Source organism: Deinococcus yavapaiensis KR-236 (genome assembly GCF_003217515.1).
GTDB classification, from domain to species: domain Bacteria; phylum Deinococcota; class Deinococci; order Deinococcales; family Deinococcaceae; genus Deinococcus_A; species Deinococcus_A yavapaiensis.
In genome coordinates this window covers 72,622-88,826 of record NZ_QJSX01000013.1, presented here as the reverse complement: position 1 = coordinate 88,826, position 16,205 = coordinate 72,622, and the positions used below count along the sequence as shown (strand labels likewise).

The following is a 16,205-nucleotide window of genomic DNA, read 5'->3' as shown; positions in this document are numbered from 1 at the left end:
GCACGCGCGTCACGCCGCCTCGCTCGACACCACGCGGAAGGTCGCGCGCAAATTCGGGATGTCCACGCGGTCGAGGTGCACGCGCACGTGCGATCCGACCGGCTCGTCGAGCTTCATCAAGACTTCCAAGCCGAACGCCGGCACGAACACGACGGCGCGCTTGCCGCGGCGACCGACGACGTGCGCGTCGCCTTCCCACGCGTCGAGCGCCTGCAAGTGCACCATCGTCCAATGCGCCGTCGAGTCGCGCTGCGCGGCCTTCACGGCGTTCGCGCCCGCGTCTGCCACGAGAACGCGCGCGAGCGCGTCCCGCCCGGACGACGCGCGTTCCTCCAAGAGGGCCGCGCGCAGTTGCTGGTGCGCGGCGAGGTCCTCGTAGCGGCGCAGCGGACTCGTGACGCGCGCGTACGCGTTCACGCCGATTCCCGCGTGCGGCGCGGGCGTGAACGCGAAGGTCGTGCGTTTCGACGCGCGGCGCCGCGCGAACTGCAACGCCAAGCCTTCGCCGTTCGGGCGGGTGAACGGCGCGTGTTGCGTCACGAACGGCAACGCGAGGTGCCGTTCGGCCGCCCACGCGGCCGCGCCCCACCCGGCGAGCAGCATCGCTTCTTCCACGACGCGGTGGCTTTCGAGGCGCACTTCGGGTTCGAAGCGCACGGCGTGGTCGTGGACGCGCACGCGCACGCTCGGCCAGTCGATGAGGATCGCGCCTGCCGCTTCCCGCGCGGCGCGGCGCGCGGCCGCGAAGCGCGCGAGAAGGGTGAGGAGCGCGTCGCCCGCGTCGAGGCGCGCTTGCGCGTCTTCGTACGACACGCGCGTCACCCGCACCCGCGTAAGGAGCACCTCGGCGCGTTGCGGTTCGAACGCCTCGTCGAGCGTCACCGCGACGCTCAGGGCGTTCGACGCTTCCGTGAGACCCAAGGCGACTTCGTGGGACACGTCGCGCGGCAGCATCGGCGAGACCCCTTCCGGCAGGTAGAGCGTCGCGCCGCGCGCGCGGGCTTCCCCGTCGAGGTCGCTGCCGGCGGGCACGAGCGCCGCGACGTCCGCGACGTGCACCCACACGCGCCACCCGCCCGCGAGGCGCTCGAAGCTGATGGCGTCGTCGGGGTACGCGGTGTCCGCGTCGTCGATCGCGAGCGCGTCGAGGTGAGACAGGTCGACGCGCGCGTCCGGTAGCCACGACGGCGTCGGAAGCGTCGGCGCGTGCGCGACCACCCCGTGCCGCACGGGGTGCGGATTGACGAACGCGTCCCACGCGCCGACGTCGAGCAGCAGCGCGTGCGCCGCTTGCGGCGTTTGCGGTCGCTCGAGCGCGGCGAGCACACGCGACGTGGTCGCGCGACCGAACGCGAGCGCTTCGACGTCCGCGAGCAGGCGGCGGGTCGTGACGCGCCCTTCACGCAACCCGTCGAGGAACGCTTGCCAATCGCGCGCCTCAGCGTCCGCTCGCCGCGCTGCTTCGCGACGCCGCTCGAGCACCTCGGCGGGCACGGGCTCAACGCGGTCCGCGCGGAGGGTGAAGTACGTTCCGTCATCCACGAGGTGCCACACGGCGAGCGCTGTTTCCGGCGTGAACGCCCCGAACGCGAGTTCCGCGACGTCGCGCAGCGGCGCCGCTTGCCCGTCGAGTACGTCCCACACGTCCTGCGGGTCGACGCTCGGCGCGCGCAGGGTGCGCACGTCGTCAACGGGGCCGGGGTGCAGCACCGTGACGTCCTTGAGGCGCACGCGGGCCGTGCCGAGCGGGCCTTCCAGCTCGACTTTCTTCGCGACGCGCACGACACGGGCGGGTTGACGTTTGAACACCACGAGGCTATCGACGGTTGCGAGCATGCGACCCTCCTCTTCGTGCCTTCACGATGACGCCCACCGGCGTCAAGAAGTGACGCTCGGCACCAGCGGTGCCGAGCGTCACTTCTTGACGTGGCGGACGCTTACGATACGGCGTCTCGAAGCACACCAAGCTGCCAGACGTTCATCAACAACTGCACCAGCGCGCGTTGCCGGCGGTGCAGCACGTTCGGCGTCCACTCAGCTTCCATCAGCACCTGCGTGGTGAGCGCGAATGGCGACACGCCGTCACGCGCGCGGAAGTAAACACTCTTCTTCTTGTCGAAGTCGAACGTGCCCGCTTGGCTGTTCTTCGACTTCGACAGCAGCACGAGGTTGCCGAGACGATGCACCGCGCGGTCCCGCTCTTGCACGTCCGGAAACCACTGCAGCCACGTGCTGCCGACGCGTGGATTTTGTGGCAGCACGTGCTCGATGCTGATCGTCTTGTGGTCGTACCGAGCGCCTCCGCCGGACAAGGCCGCGTCGAGGCGCAGCAAAATGTACGTGCGGATTTTCGTGGCGTTGTACACGTCGCCATCCAAGGCGCGCACCACCTTGTGGCACTCCTCGGCCGTGAGGTCGAGCGGACTGCCAGCAGCGAGCGCGTTGCCTTGCTCCAACGCGGTGAGTAACGCCGCGTAGCGATTGATGCGCTCGTTGATGTTCGCGCGGAAAATCATCATGCCGGCCGCGAGGCGCTCCAAACGCGTGAAGAACTGCAGCAGCAAGGCCGGTTGATGTTGATGCTGCACGAAGAACACCAACGCTGGCGGCACCCAATCTTCGTTGTCGACGCGGCCCAGCCATTCCAAGAGGGCGTTGATGTCCTCCGCGGCTTGCACGCTTTCGTACGCGCAGTCACGCAACGTCGAGTACGCCAAAGCGTACGGTTGCAAGTACCGTTCGATGAACGCGACGGGGTCTTCGTGCGGGCGAACGAACGTCCGGAACTCTTTGAGCAGCGTGTCTTGCGGTTTGATCTTACGGACGACCGTGCGTAGGTGCTTGAAGACGCTTTCGAAGTGATCGCGGCCGAGGGTCTGCTCGAGTTCCTCCCAAATGGTGGTGTACTGCTCGCGTTGCGCCGCTGGAATCGCTCCGATCACTTCCGATTTGAGGATGTCCGTGTGCGACAAGTCCAAGCCGCGGTCGTTCATAACGCTGAAAATGCGGTACGCGGACTCCATGGTGGGCGTGGACACCGCGACGAGAAAGCAGTTGGTCAGGACGAACGACGCGAGTTGCGTGCGCACGGACACCGCCAACGCGTTGAGCCGCGATTTGAACAACTCGTAGTTGCCGCGCAAGTGACGCTGCGGATCGGGCAGCTGCTCTGAAACACCGTGAAAGCCGCGCGCGTCTTGAATGTGCGTGCGGAAAAACGCGGCGTCGCGTTCGCGTAATGTCAAGCGTGGTTTATCCGGCGTGCCCGTGAACACGTCACCTTGCTGAAACACGTACTTGTTCAAGCTGCTGGCCGCGGCATGTCCTGCTTCTTGCAGTGAATCGCGAAGCGCTGCGAGAAGAATCGTCAAGGTCGTGAGGCGTTGCTGACCGTCGATCACTTCGGCGTCCGCTCGGCCGTCCGTCTTGATGAGGACGATGCTGCCGAGAAAGTACGGTTCTTGCGCGTTGTCGAGCGCCGTCAACAGGTCTTCGAGCAACTCGCCGGCTTGCTCGGTCGTCCAGGAATACGGGCGTTGGTACAACGGAATCGTGAAGGTGAAGTCGTCACTGAAGATCTTTTGAACCGGGTACTCCGCTCCGTGGATTTTCGCGCTCATAACCCGTGCATTGTCGCACTCGCAGAGCGACGCGCGCCGACAAGTGCCGGACGGTCGAACGACGTGACGGCGAAGCGTCCAAGCTCATTCCAGCACCTCCAAATCACGTGTGAGTTGCGTGCAAGGGCGCGGAACGTTTCGCGTTTCGCCGCCCTCGGAGGCCGCGCCGCCGATACGTCCGCGCGGTCGCACAACGGCGGAGGTTTTACCGCTGGCGGGTCGAGCGTCGTTGCCGATGTACCTTCGCCCAATCGACCGATTCCGCGAGCATCTGCGCTCGAATGGCGCGTTCATGCAACGCGAGTACTTCCGAGTCGGGCGTGCGAGCGCGCAGATCATCAAGGTACAGCAACGCGTCCAACTCGTTCACGACGAACACCTGATGGTACAAGTCGTCCTTCCCGAGCGGATACGAGCCTGGCTCGAACACGAAAAACGCCCAATGGTACCGTTGCAAGGCCTCCTCGACGTCACGGCAACGGCCCGCGTAGAACTCGCCGTCCAGCTTCATCGCGTCTGGTTGCGTTGCCGCGACGTCCTCAACGACCACCCCAACGAACGAAGGGTCATCCGCGTCGTTCGGTACATCGAAGGGGTCGCTGATCAGCGCGTCGTTCGCTTCCTGTCTTCGCCGACTCGCTTCTGGCCCGCGCTCCTCGGGTGGGAGCGCGAATTGAAAAGCCGTACCCGTGCCACTGCACATGTCGCACTGACCGTCATCGTACCCGCTTCCATAGCAATTCGGGCAGTCGCCACTGTAGAAGCTGCTGTCATCCATGCGTTCAGCATACGAGCGTGCCTTCGCGAGTTACGGGCAAACGAGCGCTTCACGCACGAAGGCCTGCAAGGGTGCATTCGCTGCCGTCTCGACGCAGCGGACGGCGGCATCGCGCTGCGGTCCGCGTCATGAAGCACCGTGGTCCTCGCGGAGGCTGGGTCGACAAGAGCGAGCGAGAATCGCGGTGCCGCTCGGTCCCTACTCGAGGGGGGCGGGGTGCTCGACGAAGACCACGCGACCATCTTGCAGTCGTGAACAGGCCGCGAAATTCGATCAAAGCTCGCTTCAACGCGCCCCGGGCCACGCGTCTCGTGTGGCCCGAAGCGCGTTCCGTTCTTCACTGATTCAAGGCTCTCAACGCGTCCGGGTTTTGAGGATCGAGGTCGACGGCTTTCTCCCACGCGGCCCGAGCGCCGTCGTAATCGTCGTCTTCGTACAAGTTCCAACCGTAGTACACGTAGCAGTCAGCTTTGACTTTACTGGTCGACGCACGTGAGATACCACGCAGAAACGCGCGCGTCGACTCACCGTGCACTTTGTATTGACGTAAGCGGTCGCCCAAGTTACACCAGTACTCGCCGTTTGAAGGGTCAGCGTCCGTGGCGGCGCGCGCGGCGTCAATGGCTTTTTGCATGTTGTTCGGCACGTCTTCGAAGTCTCGGTACGCGAAGGACAACAAGTAGTTCACTTGAGCGCGCTGCTCGACCGTGAGGTCGTCTTCAGCGAGCAACTCCTGCAAGATGGCAATGGCTTTTTGATGCTCGGCCCGGTCGTACGCGCGGTTGGCTTGCTCCAGCGACGCCCAATGGGCTTTCGTGCGGTTCCTACCCGCGATCTCCTCAAGGCCTCCTTGTGCGTCCGAACGTTGCTTTTGCGTCGCGAGCGGACTGGCCAGCACCTGCCGGTAAATCGCAGCGGCGCGTTCGTTGTCGTACATGTTGAATGCGACGAACGCTTGAATCATCAAGTCGTTCAAGCGATCCCGAGACGCCGCCGTTCGTGCGCGCCGCGCCGCTTCCACGAGCGCCGGGTCAAGCGCTTGCCGTAACGCCGCCGCTTCCTTGAGAAGGCCTTGCGCTTTAAAGGAATCGTCGAACGCAACGGCTCGCAGATGCCACGTGTTGACGCGGCGCAGCAACTCGTCACCTTTCGCTTTCTCCGTCGCGACAGCCCGATCGATGTCCGAGCGAGAACCGAAGTGCTGCTCACCCGGTCGATTCGGCGGAATCAAGTCGCGCAAATCTGGCAGCAACGCAACCATTGCGTGTGCGTACAAGTTCGTGGCGACCACTCGCCAACGGCCGTTCTCAAGTTGCAGTCGCAGTGGCGGCGTGGCTCGCGTCACGCGTTGCACGGCGCGCGTTTCGCCGTGCAACGTCAACGTCGCCCCACGCGCGAAGAAACCGTCGTCTTTCACGACCGTGACGCCAGACGAGTCGGCCGGCAGGCGCTGCTGAAAGGCCCGGATGAGTTGCTGAAATTGCGAAAACGTAAGGGCCGTTCGACTGCGTGGCGTGAGAAGGTCGTACGCCCGCCCGTACTCACCCGCGCGCACGGCGTCCGTGAAGACGACGGCCGTCGTGTCCGGCGCTTGCGAAAAGCCTTCTTGCGTGTACCACCACGCGCCGCCAGCACTTGCGATTGCCGTGACGCCCAGCAACGTGAGCACGATGGTTATCGTGCGACGTGATGTCTTCTTCGGTGCCGACGAAGGCTCTGGAGGGGTGGGGGAGTCGGTCGGCCAGGCGTTGGAGTCATTCGTGGTCATACGATTCGATTTCCTTCGGACAATGAGCGTGGCGCCGCTTCGAACAGCGACCGCTTCAAGAACCCGTGACGCTTTCCAGGCGAGCTTCGCACGTGCCCGTATGGTCGCACACGCTCTTCTCGAGAGCGCCACAAATGACGATTTGCCGTCACACGAGCTTGAACGCGCGTCGGCATTTGCGCTTCCAAACGACGACACGTTGTTTACGATGAGCGTTGATGCGGCCAGTTCGACGATCAAGCACGCGCGCACGCGAAGCGTTGCACTGGCATGTGCAGGCATGAGCGCTCACGGTACAACCGACGACATCACCGTTCACGCGGGACCGCGGCGTCGCTTTCACCGCCGTGCGTGTCACGACGTCAACGCTCAAAACCGCGAACGGCCGCTGGTTCGTGCGAACGAACGCCTGGCGTTCCGAGATGCTCGACGTGCACTGCAACGAGGGGCATTTCAATGTTTGGGTGCCAGTCGATTCTTCGTACCACTCGATTCTTCGCACGATGACGTTGACCGGGCGGCCCGCCCGGTCGTCAGCGACCCATGCCGAGCCGCAGGACTCGTTCGTGAGGTGAAGGAATGCGATTGAGGATGTTCTCGTGGTTGGTTCTCGCGCTCGCTCTTTCAAACGTCGCGGTGACGCAATCGACGTCACCGCCCAACGTGCAACTTCTTCGGGAACTCCCGAAATTCAGCAAGTATCGATTCTCACCAGATGGAACACGCTTGGTCGTGCAGACTCCGCAAGGGGTGCAGTTACGGCGCGTTGACGGAGCAAGTCAAGCGGAAGCCGTGAACCTTCCAGCGAACGCGATGGCCACGGACTTCCTTTTTTCACGAGACGGACGGCAATTGTTCGTGACCTTGGTTCGACCGGGCGCGTGCGTCATTGGCATTGACGTCACGCAACCCAACCGCCGCTTGTTCGAAAGCGGCCCGGCCCGTGCGGACAACCAAACGAATTACTGCTTAAATCCCGCGTTGCTCGGCGACTCGCTCGTGTTTCAACGCGGACCGTACCGCAATCAAGAAGAACTGTACCGCCTTGACTTGCGCGCGCCACAAGCTCCGCCTGCTTTGCTCACCAAGCAACTGCGGACGTTCAAAGTCGCGCCCAACGGCTCGAGGCTCATCGTGATCGGCGCTCCTCGAGAAGGACACGTTGACGTTTACTCGGACGCGTTCGTTCGTCAGCAAACCGTGAACCTCACGAGCAAGTCACCGCTCGCGTCACTGCCGTTCAAATGGTACGAACACAGCGCCGTTTCACCAGACGGCGCCACGCTGTACTACACGACCTTCGCTCGGTGCCCGTCCGGGTGTGCTTCCGCCGAGTTCATCGCGAAAACCAATGTCGACACGGGCGAAACCAGCATCATCGCGCAAACCCGACCGGGATCCCCGTTTTGGTTGAGCCCGGACGGTCGCACCCTCGCGTCCTTCGACAACAGCGCCTCACCACGAAAAAGCATCGTGTTGACGGACACCTCAACGGGCAGTCAAGTGACGCGCGCGTTTGAAGGTGCTCAAAACATCGTCGACGGGCAATTCAGTTTGGATGGACGCTACTTGCTCATTGAGGAGATCTGCGATTGTCCGTTGCGGTTGTACGGCTTGCCGAACCAAACGCCGTTTCTGCAGGCAGACGCGACCTTGTTCGTTTCAGGGCGAACGCCTGGGGCGCTGCTCACCACAAACGGCGTTTCACGCGGCGTGATTCCTGACGACGGCCTTGAAGTTGCCGTGTCATCGCTGTACGAGCAGCACCTTCACGTGCAAGCACCCGGGTACGAAGCGTTCAACGCCAGGGTGAAGCTTCGACCTCGCGAAACGCGGTCGGTCAACGTTCCCGCGCTGGCCCGTACGCTCGGCGCGCTCAACGTCACTTCCCATCCCTCAGGCGCCGACATCGTGATTGACGGACGCCGCGTGGGCGTCACGCCGTTCGTCGTGCCAAACCTTCCGCCGGGAGACGTCCGCGTGACCGTGCGGCGAGACGGGTACTTCGATGAGGAACGCGTGGTGCGCGTCACAGGCAACGCCACCACCGCGAGCACGTTCACGCTGCGCGAGCAACCCAGCGTTTCCTTCGTCAGCACGCCAAGCGGCGCGAGCATCATCATCAACGGCCAAGCCGTCGGGAAGACGCCGTTCGTGGTGCGACGCGTGACGCCCGGACGCTTGACGTACACGCTGCGCCTGCCAGGCTACCTAGATTTCACGGGACGCGTGCTGGTCGCGCCAGACGGGCAAGTGGAAGTTCGAGAACGCTTAACGCGCAAGTAACCTCGACGACCACCAAGCGACGAAAAGCGACACGTCGATCACGCGAGGAGCGGAGCCGTCATGCGGTGCGAGGGCGCCACCGCAGTGGCGTCCTCGCACCGCATGATCGGCTTTCACGGCGGCACGCGTCACCAAACGCGCGGGCCACAGCGTGAAACGAGGCGTCGCGGGCACGTGCGCTTCGTTCGGTGACGCAACGATTTACAATGCCGTCAATTCACTGCCGCCGTCACCTTCGAGGAACATCATGCTCGCGACTTCCCCGCTCCCCGTCCACCCGCTCGTTCGCGCGTTCATCTTCGATCTCGACGACACCCTCGCCGCGACCGGGCACCTCAAGTCGTACTGCGCGACGCAAGACCGCGAAGCGTTGCAACGCGCCCTGCACGACTTAACGCCTCACCCGGACTTGGAAGTGGTGCTGCAGCGTCTCACGACCCACGTGCCGCTCGCCGCCGCGGTCGTCGGAACGCGCGTGTACGCCGAGACACTCCTGACCCACTTATTTCCAAGCGTCACGTGGACCGCGATCGTCACGTACGAAGACGTGGCGCGCGCCAAACCGTACCCGGACGTGTTCGAATTGGCCGCGAAGCGCTTGAACGTCGACGCGGCGAACGTCGTCGTCGTCGGCGACCACCGCGACGACATGGAAGCCGCGTACCACGCGGGCATGCAAGCCGCGCTGTGCGCGTGGCATGACGCGGACGCCGACGCGTACGCCTTCGTGCCCGACGCGTTCTTGTTCGAGCCAAACGACCTGTTGACGTACCTCACGTCGCCCGCGCTCGCGCGGCCCCTCCTCGAAGGGTACCTGCTGCATCAAGATGAAGCCGCGTCGCAACGGCAAGAGCCCATTCCCGTCGGCGTGCACGTTCCAGGGCACGCGCCGTTCCTCGTGGACGTCCTCGGGCGGTACTTCCCGAACTTCAACCGCACCTTGCACTTGCACCGCACGCATCCGCTGTCGCGTCAAATCGCCTTGAAAGAACGCCCGGAGCCGTTCCCCGTACCGGACGCGTGGCGTCCGGCACTCCGAGCGCTGGCCGAGTACGCCGCCGCAACGTGGCACGTCGACACCATCACGGTCGTTCCAACCAAGCCTGGCAAGGACGCGCGCCTCGAACGCATTCTCGACGTCATGGCCGACGCGTCCCCGCACGTCGACGTCACGTTCGACGCGCACCTGCTCGCGTTTCAGGAAGGCACGCCATCCATCAAGCACCTGCCAGCGGCGTCGCGGTTCCCGACGGTGAAAGCCGGGCTGAGCGTACGTGCGTCTTGCACGGGTCGGCGCGTCCTCGTTTTGGACGACGTGATCACGCAAGGCGCGACGTTGCTCGCCGCGCTGCAACGCTTGCGGGAAGCTGGAGCGGTCGACGTGCGAGGCGCCGCCCTCGCCAAAACGATCAGTGGAACGATGTTTCGCGTGCAGAAGGAGACGTTGACGTGCCCGGAGTGCGGCGCTGACTTGCAGTTGCTGAGCCGCCGATCCGACGGCCGCCCGTTTTGGGGTTGCGCGAACTACCGCTTCACCGGGTGTTGGTACACGCAACCGTACTGAGCACGACACGGCAACGATGCAAAGTTCGCGCTCGCCGACGTTCCGCAGAGCGCGGAGCCAAGCGAGGACCTCGCGGTGTGGCGCGCGGAGCGTTCGATGTTGCACGACGCGCCACTGCGACCCCTGACCGAGTCGATCCTTTCGGAACGCACGCCCTTCGTAGACGCGGGTGACGGCGCCGCTGTTCTCGTTGCACGAACTTTACGAGGCGTACGTCACTGCCACCTTGCGCGGGGCGCACGCGACGCGAACGGCCGAGCGGTCGATCGCCGGGTGGAAGCGCAAGTGGAAGGGGCGTTTCTCGCGTGGCAAGATGCGCGGCGCGTGTTCGCCCTTCGTCCCGACTTGCGCCTCACGTTTCACGACGGGCGGGTCGTCATCGCGGACGTGACGTGGAAACGCCGCCTCGACCGCACGCTTGGCGTGCAAGCCGGTGTGAGCGCTGCGGACCTCTACCAACTCTTCTCGTACGGTCACAAGTACCCTGTCGGGCGCGGAGAAGTGTGGCTGGTGTACCCGCGCACGCGCGCGTTTCCCGAAGCGTTGCCGCCCTTCGAGGTCGGGCACGCGTTAACGCTTCGGGTGCTGCCGTTCGACGTCGCCACCCAGCAATTGATCGACGGGTGATGCGCTCGCATCGCTCGCGTGCCCTTCACGGACGACTGTTTGATTTCAAAGCGTGAACGTGAAAGCGGGCGTTGAAGCATGCGAACGGGAGCTCGGCGAGCCCCTGGGCAAATGTGCATGACGCGCTGCGCGTGGGTGGTATGACAACGGCATGCCTCACACATTCGTGTACGGGTTGGTGGAAGGCGGCGGTGGCACGGCCGTCGTCGCGTTGCCACGCGAGCGCCTTGTGGCCCTCACGCAAGCGCGGTACGTCGTCGCGACGTGCGACACGTGGGCTCAAGTGCAGCAACTCGCGTCCCCCGAATTGTACCGCGAGCTGATCGAGCAGTCCGAGTACGGCGAGTACGACGAGGAACCCGACGCGGACGACGCGTTCGAAACGCCGTACGGCTTCGACGACGGCGATTGGCCCGCGTGGCCGCAACAAGAAATGCTGACCGTCATTCCCGCGTCGATTCGCCAAGCGTTCGGAACGCGAGGCGACTCGACCCTCAACGGGTGGTTCTACCACGTGCCGCCCGAAGCGATGGCGGACTTCGTTCGTGCGCTCGAGCAAGCGGGCTTCTCCTGCCAGCGCGATGACGCGTTGGTGCAAGCGGCGTCCGGGTACGCGGACGAAGACGAACTTCGCGCCGTGCTGCAACGCGAAGGCCAAACGGTCTAAGCGGGTACGGTGCGCCGAGCATTCGGCGGCGGTCGCACACGATTTCGCCTGTCAACGCGGGTACGCCGCCGCCTTCATTCGACTTCATGGCCACGTCGCTCCGGCCCTCCTCTTCTCGCCGCGCACCACGAAAAGGAACGCATGCCTGTCGAACTTGGCATTTGGCGCCTCGGCCCGACCATTGAACCCGTGCAGTTCACGCACCTCGACAGTGAAGCGAAACTCGAAGACGCCCTCACGCGTGACATTCGCATGCTGGACGCGAACCTCATGGTGCTCGGCTCGCAAGTCCGCACGGACAACGGCAAGTTCATCGACATCCTCGCCGTGGACATCACCGGGGACGTGTGCGTCGTGGAACTCAAGCGCGCCATGACGCCTCGTGAAGTCGTCGCGCAAACCCTCGATTACGCCGCGTGGGTGCAGCAACTGTCCAACGAACGCATCCGTGAAATCTACGCGGAGAAGCACGCTGGCAAAGCGTTCGAGCAAGGCTTCGCGGAACGCTTCGGGGACGACGCGCCCGTTCCTGACGAACTGAACAAACGGCACCGCTTGCTGATCGTCGCGTCGCACCTCGATCCGAGCACGGAACGCATCATCGCGTACCTCGCGCAGTACGGCGTGCCTCTTAACGCGGTGTTCCTCCGGTACTTTAAGGAAGGCGCCAGCGAGTACTTGGCGCGCACGTGGCTGCTCGACCCGAGCGACGTCGAAGGCAGCGTCGAGAAAAGCCCGGCGAGTCGCACGCAAGAATCGTGGAACGAACGTGATTACTACGTGTCGTTCGGGCATGACGCGCAACGCGCGTGGGAGGACGCGCGCACCCTTGGCTTCGTCAGCGCGGGCGGTGGCGCGTGGTACACGAACAGCCTCAAGCAACTCAAGGAAGGCGACCGCGTGTCCGTGCACGTACCGAAGCGAGGGTACGTCGGCGTGGGCGTCGTCACGGGCGCGGCCGTGCCCGCGCGGGACTTCACGGTCGAGCACGGCGGGCAACGCGTGCGGTTGTCGGCGCTGACGTTGCGCGGGCAGTTGCTGCACGACCAGGACGACGAGCGCTGCGAGTGGATGGTGCCCGTGCGGTGGCTCGACACGCGCGCGTTGGAGCAAGCGGTGTGGGAGAAAGGCTTGTTCGCCAATCAGAACTCCGCGTGCAAGTTGCGCAACCGCTTCACCTTGGAGCGTTTGAGCGTGCACTTCAAGCCGGCGTTCGAAGCGTCCCTGTAGGAGGACATCATGTACGGACCGATCGTTGAAGTGGACATGAAGTGCGTCTGGGAACGCGGGGAGTGGCGGGTGGTCGTCACATCGACTGGGGCGTACCACCGCTACTTCGTGAACTGCTCGAAGGCAGTGCGTGGACCGAACGTGCAACTCCGTGGCTTCGTGATGGGAAACACGAAGTGGGACGCGGACGACACGCCTTTTTGCGTGCTCGTCACGGAGGGTGGCAAGCGAGACTGGGACGCCTTCACGCTCGTGTACGACCCGCACGCCCGGTAACTCGCCTCCCCCTTTCACTCATTCGGCAGCTTACGAGGAGAAATCGTGACTCGATTGCGCAACGCGTTGCTCCTAAGCGACTTTCAACGCGAGGTTCGCGTGCGGAAAGCAAAAAAGTGCCTGCTCGTCAGCGTGACCACGGCCGTGCACGGTGTGGTGGAAGTGCCGATGGAGCAGATCGTGCGGCTCTTCTTGAATCACCTCTTCGAAGTCCTCGACGTGATTCGCAGTCGTTGTGACATGACGCTCTTCTTGCGCGAGTGCGCGTCGATCGACGCGCGCGTCGCGCCCGACGATCCGTTGCGCCTCGCCGCCAACTACGACTTGATTCCCAAGTGCGCCGCCTTGTTGCATGACACGGCAGCGCCTTCCTCGACCCAGCGCGGTGCCGCGACGAAGGCCGCGAAACGCAAGAAAAAGCAACGTCAGGCGACGGCCAAGGCGAACGTGAAAGCGTCCGCGCGCCCGACACAACGTGTCGAACAAGCGAAGCAAGCAGCAACGGCGAAGCGCAAGTCCAAGACGAACGCCAAGAAGACCCGCCCGGCGGCCGAGCCGCCGGGGTGGTATTTGACGCCTCCCAGCCTCAGTCCTGCCGCTCGCCGAAAAACACCGCATGAAGAGGCGGCGGAAGCAGCTCAAGCGGCGGAAGCCGCACGCATCATGGCGTTGTACCGAGAATCGACCGAGGCGTTGCAGCAAACGCCCAGTTGGAATCGAAAGGACATTGGGTACTGGGATTGAGAACCGCCAAGCACGCACGGCACGACGACACGGCGCGTGGCGTTCGCCCCTGTCAAGGCGCCGTCCTGCGAAGCGCACGGTTCACGCCCATCCTTTCTCGACGACAATCCACGGTGACCGCACCTTCCGATCACCGTGGATTGTCGTCCATCGCGTTGCGTGACGCTCGATTCTTAAAAAAGTGATGCTTGCGAACCCGGGGTCAGCGGACCGTTCAATGCGTCCTCGAAGCGCGGGTAGTCATCGCGTGACGCGAGCGGGTACACCCGTTCCAAGGCGCTCGGCGAGCACTTCAATTGCGCGGCTGCCGCGCTCGCCGAGCGTTCGAGTTCCAACAATCCTTGAATTTTCGGGGCGTTCGCTTCCCGGTCGTGCCGCGTCGGCTGCGGATACGCGAGCACCCGACCGTACTCGACGCTCGCGCGACTCGCGTGCCAACTGCCGCCTGTGACGTCCGTCTGCACGAGCACCACGCCTTGCGCCAAGCCTGCCTGCACCCGGTCGCGCTTCACGAATTGCGGTGGAAAGGCGTTCACGCCGTACCCGTACTCGGTGACAAGCGCGCCGCCCGCGTCGAGAATGTCGCGCGCGAGGGCCGCGTGCCCGCGCGGTGCCACCGTGTGCAGACCGTGCGCGAGCACCGCGACCGTGTGCCCGCCCGCGTCCAGCGCCGCGCGGTGCGCGAGGCCGTCCACGCCAAGCGCAAGTCCGCTGATGACGCTCCAAGCGCGCGACGCGAAGTGCTCGGTGAGACGCTGCGCGATCACCTCACCGTGCCGCGTGGGTTCGCGCGTGCCGATCACCGCCAGGCACCGCTGCGGTTGCACGCGGCCTTTGACGTACAGCACGGCGGGCGCGTCGAATGTCGCGCGCAACAACGGCGGGTACGTGTCGTCCAGCAGCGACACGATCATCGCACCGTCCGAACGGGCCGCGTCCGCTTGCGTGCGGGCAGCGCGCTCCGCGTCGTCCAACGCGGCCGCGTCGAGTTTACTCGCCAAGTTCGGCATGAGGCGCGCCACGTCCGCTGTGTTCGTTTCACGAAACGCCGGGTTCGTGGCGAGTTTGGTCAGCGTGACGTTCCCGACGCCTTTGAGGTGCTGCAGCGTCAACAACCGAAAGGTGTCTTCGCTGATCGTCACGGTCGGCGTCCTTCCCGGCAGCGTACGTTTCTGGCGATGACAACGCCTTGAACGTTCGAAGCGCGAACGCCCGCGCCAACGAGAACGTGTCGCGCGCCGAGCAGCGTCGCGCCGGTCGTGAGGACATCGTCGAGCACGATGTAACGATACCGCGGCTGCACGACGTGCGTCTCGTGCAACTTCAAGTGCTGCTCGATGTTCTCGTGCCGTTCGGGCGCGTGCGGAAGGTGCTTTTGCGACGCGGCGCCTTCCATGAACTCGAACACTTGCGCGTCGAACACCCACGACGACGCGGGAAAGCGCTCGCTCAGGCGTACGAGGAGGCATTCCATGCGTCGCGCTCGCCCTCGTTTCGACGGAATGATCGTGATGACGGTGGGCGTGCGCAGGCTGAGCACGCGCGGCAACAACAAGCTGCACGCGTCGACCCACGTGTCCGGCACGCGGTCGTCACCATGCTCTTTGGCGAGAATGTTACGCGTGGTGCCGTGCGTTGCACGCCGCGGCGTGACGGTCGCATCGTGTTCATGACGGGGACCCGCGAAGTACCGACCGAGTACGTGCACGACCAAGCCTGGCGCGTGAACCAGTCCGAACACCGTGAGCTTCACATGCGTCGGTTTGCGAAGCGCGACGCGCGGCGACACGCCCTGCTCGAACGCTTCAACGAACGGTAAGCGCTCTGCCGGACGGCACAAAGCGTCGCGTAACTCTTTCGCCGTGTCGACGACCGCGTCGGGTACCGCGTCCAGCGCGTAAAAGAACTCGTTCTTCTTCGGTGATTGCGTGTCACGCCGTTGCCAGTAGAAGTTCGCGAGGATGCTCGTGACGCCCGCGCGGTACGCCATCTCGACGTCGCCCAAGTCATCACCGACCACGACCGTTTCATGCGCGGCCACGTCGAATGTCGCCATCAACTCCAAGACGAGGCGTGGATGAGGTTTGTACACGCCGCCGCCGTCGCGTGCGTCTTCGAAGCAGCGCAGTGCGTCAAACGTCACCTTCGGGAGGAACTGCTGCAGCACCGCTTGCGCGTACGCGTGCTTCGCGCGCGTCACGATTGCGAGGCGCGGCCGGTGCTCGGCGGGCAGTGCGGACAACGCTTCGAGAAACAAGCGCAATTGATAATCGCAGTGCGCGAATTGCAACGCCTCCCTGAACGCCGGGCCGTTGTAATCACACTGAGGGTCGTCTCGGTGCGTTTGCAACGCGTCCGTGAAGACGAGGGTGTGGTCAAGGTCGAACACGACCAACTTGAACGGCGATTCGAACGATCGCGACGCCGCGGCTCGATGGGTAGGTACTGCTTCGCTGCGTGTAGAACGCGGTTCGATTGCCTTCATCGAACTCGTTTTCCCCTCAACGACTTGACCTGTGAAGCACGTGCGACACGAGTCAAGGTCCACCATGCTCGCTGAGCTGGCTTGGCGTGCGAATGCAAGGGGAGCGTTGACGGCGTCACGCGGACACGCGCTGGTTCGATTCGATGTGTGAGCGTCAGCA

The 16,205-nt window shown here is 64.2% G+C and carries 12 protein-coding genes and 1 pseudogene; 7 read left to right on the top strand and 6 right to left on the bottom strand.

All coding sequences use genetic code 11. The annotated features are described in order from the left end of the window. Positions 1-9: 9 nt before the first annotated feature. The 4 genes from DES52_RS15735 to DES52_RS15720 all read right to left on the bottom strand — a co-directional run bounded on the left by DES52_RS15735 (position 10) and on the right by DES52_RS15720 (position 6,067). Positions 10-1,836: an RNB domain-containing ribonuclease gene (locus tag DES52_RS15735; RefSeq protein WP_110887787.1), complete on the bottom strand. Its 1,827-nt coding sequence runs from the start codon at positions 1,834-1,836 to the stop codon at positions 10-12. A 101-nt stretch (positions 1,837-1,937) separates the two neighbouring features. After that, positions 1,938-3,620: a DUF262 domain-containing protein gene (locus DES52_RS15730; protein ID WP_110887786.1), complete on the bottom strand. Its 1,683-nt coding sequence runs from the start codon at positions 3,618-3,620 to the stop codon at positions 1,938-1,940. Positions 3,621-3,825: 205 nt separating this feature from the next. Continuing rightward, entirely contained in the window at positions 3,826-4,398 is a 573-nt protein-coding gene (locus DES52_RS15725) for a hypothetical protein (protein WP_146237323.1), read from the bottom strand. Between the two features lie 337 nt (positions 4,399-4,735). After that, complete coding sequence (locus DES52_RS15720) at positions 4,736-6,067, bottom strand: tetratricopeptide repeat protein (RefSeq protein ID WP_110887784.1); 1,332 nt, start codon at positions 6,065-6,067, stop codon at positions 4,736-4,738. 831 nt (positions 6,068-6,898) lie between these two features. Between DES52_RS15720 and DES52_RS15710 the strand changes: the two genes are divergently transcribed. The 7 genes and pseudogenes from DES52_RS15710 to DES52_RS15675 all read left to right on the top strand — a co-directional run bounded on the left by DES52_RS15710 (position 6,899) and on the right by DES52_RS15675 (position 13,560). Next, complete coding sequence (locus DES52_RS15710) at positions 6,899-8,452, top strand: PEGA domain-containing protein (protein ID WP_170131092.1); 1,554 nt, start codon at positions 6,899-6,901, stop codon at positions 8,450-8,452. A 247-nt stretch (positions 8,453-8,699) separates the two neighbouring features. Then, on the top strand, positions 8,700-10,016 hold the full coding sequence (locus tag DES52_RS15700) for an HAD-IA family hydrolase (protein ID WP_110887780.1): 1,317 nt from the start codon (positions 8,700-8,702) through the stop codon (positions 10,014-10,016). 21 nt (positions 10,017-10,037) lie between these two features. Then, a pseudogene (locus tag DES52_RS23025) lies at positions 10,038-10,643 on the top strand (5-methylcytosine restriction system specificity protein McrC); the annotation flags it as partial. 151 nt (positions 10,644-10,794) lie between these two features. Beyond that, complete coding sequence (locus DES52_RS15690; protein ID WP_110887778.1) at positions 10,795-11,310, top strand: hypothetical protein; 516 nt, start codon at positions 10,795-10,797, stop codon at positions 11,308-11,310. Positions 11,311-11,451: 141 nt separating this feature from the next. Next, positions 11,452-12,540: a PDDEXK family nuclease gene (locus DES52_RS15685; RefSeq protein WP_110887777.1), complete on the top strand. Its 1,089-nt coding sequence runs from the start codon at positions 11,452-11,454 to the stop codon at positions 12,538-12,540. Positions 12,541-12,549: 9 nt separating this feature from the next. Next, positions 12,550-12,816: a hypothetical protein gene (locus DES52_RS15680; protein WP_110887776.1), complete on the top strand. Its 267-nt coding sequence runs from the start codon at positions 12,550-12,552 to the stop codon at positions 12,814-12,816. Between the two features lie 45 nt (positions 12,817-12,861). Next, positions 12,862-13,560: a hypothetical protein gene (locus DES52_RS15675; RefSeq protein WP_110887775.1), complete on the top strand. Its 699-nt coding sequence runs from the start codon at positions 12,862-12,864 to the stop codon at positions 13,558-13,560. Positions 13,561-13,733: 173 nt separating this feature from the next. Here DES52_RS15675 and DES52_RS15670 read toward each other — a convergent pair whose 3' ends face one another. Both DES52_RS15670 and DES52_RS15665 read right to left on the bottom strand, forming a co-directional pair. Then, positions 13,734-14,702 (bottom strand): DNA-processing protein DprA, encoded by a 969-nt coding sequence (locus DES52_RS15670; RefSeq protein ID WP_211317942.1) that lies wholly within the window; start codon positions 14,700-14,702, stop codon positions 13,734-13,736. Next, positions 14,699-15,949: an HAD hydrolase-like protein gene (locus DES52_RS15665; RefSeq protein ID WP_170131091.1), complete on the bottom strand. Its 1,251-nt coding sequence runs from the start codon at positions 15,947-15,949 to the stop codon at positions 14,699-14,701. The genes DES52_RS15670 and DES52_RS15665 overlap by 4 nt, the downstream gene beginning before the upstream one ends. Positions 15,950-16,205 lie beyond the last annotated feature (256 nt).

Bases quoted from the DNA above. Each gene is read 5' to 3' on its own strand.
- DES52_RS15685 (WP_110887777.1), top strand. From the start codon at position 11,452: ATGCCTGTCGAACTTGGCATTTGGCGCCTCGGCCCGACCATTGAACCC.
- DES52_RS15735 (WP_110887787.1), bottom strand. From the start codon at position 1,836: ATGCTCGCAACCGTCGATAGCCTCGTGGTGTTCAAACGTCAACCCGCC.
- DES52_RS15725 (WP_146237323.1), bottom strand. From the start codon at position 4,398: ATGGATGACAGCAGCTTCTACAGTGGCGACTGCCCGAATTGCTATGGA.
- DES52_RS15680 (WP_110887776.1), top strand. From the start codon at position 12,550: ATGTACGGACCGATCGTTGAAGTGGACATGAAGTGCGTCTGGGAACGC.
- DES52_RS15690 (WP_110887778.1), top strand. From the start codon at position 10,795: ATGCCTCACACATTCGTGTACGGGTTGGTGGAAGGCGGCGGTGGCACG.
- DES52_RS15700 (WP_110887780.1), top strand. From the start codon at position 8,700: ATGCTCGCGACTTCCCCGCTCCCCGTCCACCCGCTCGTTCGCGCGTTC.
- DES52_RS15730 (WP_110887786.1), bottom strand. From the start codon at position 3,620: ATGAGCGCGAAAATCCACGGAGCGGAGTACCCGGTTCAAAAGATCTTC.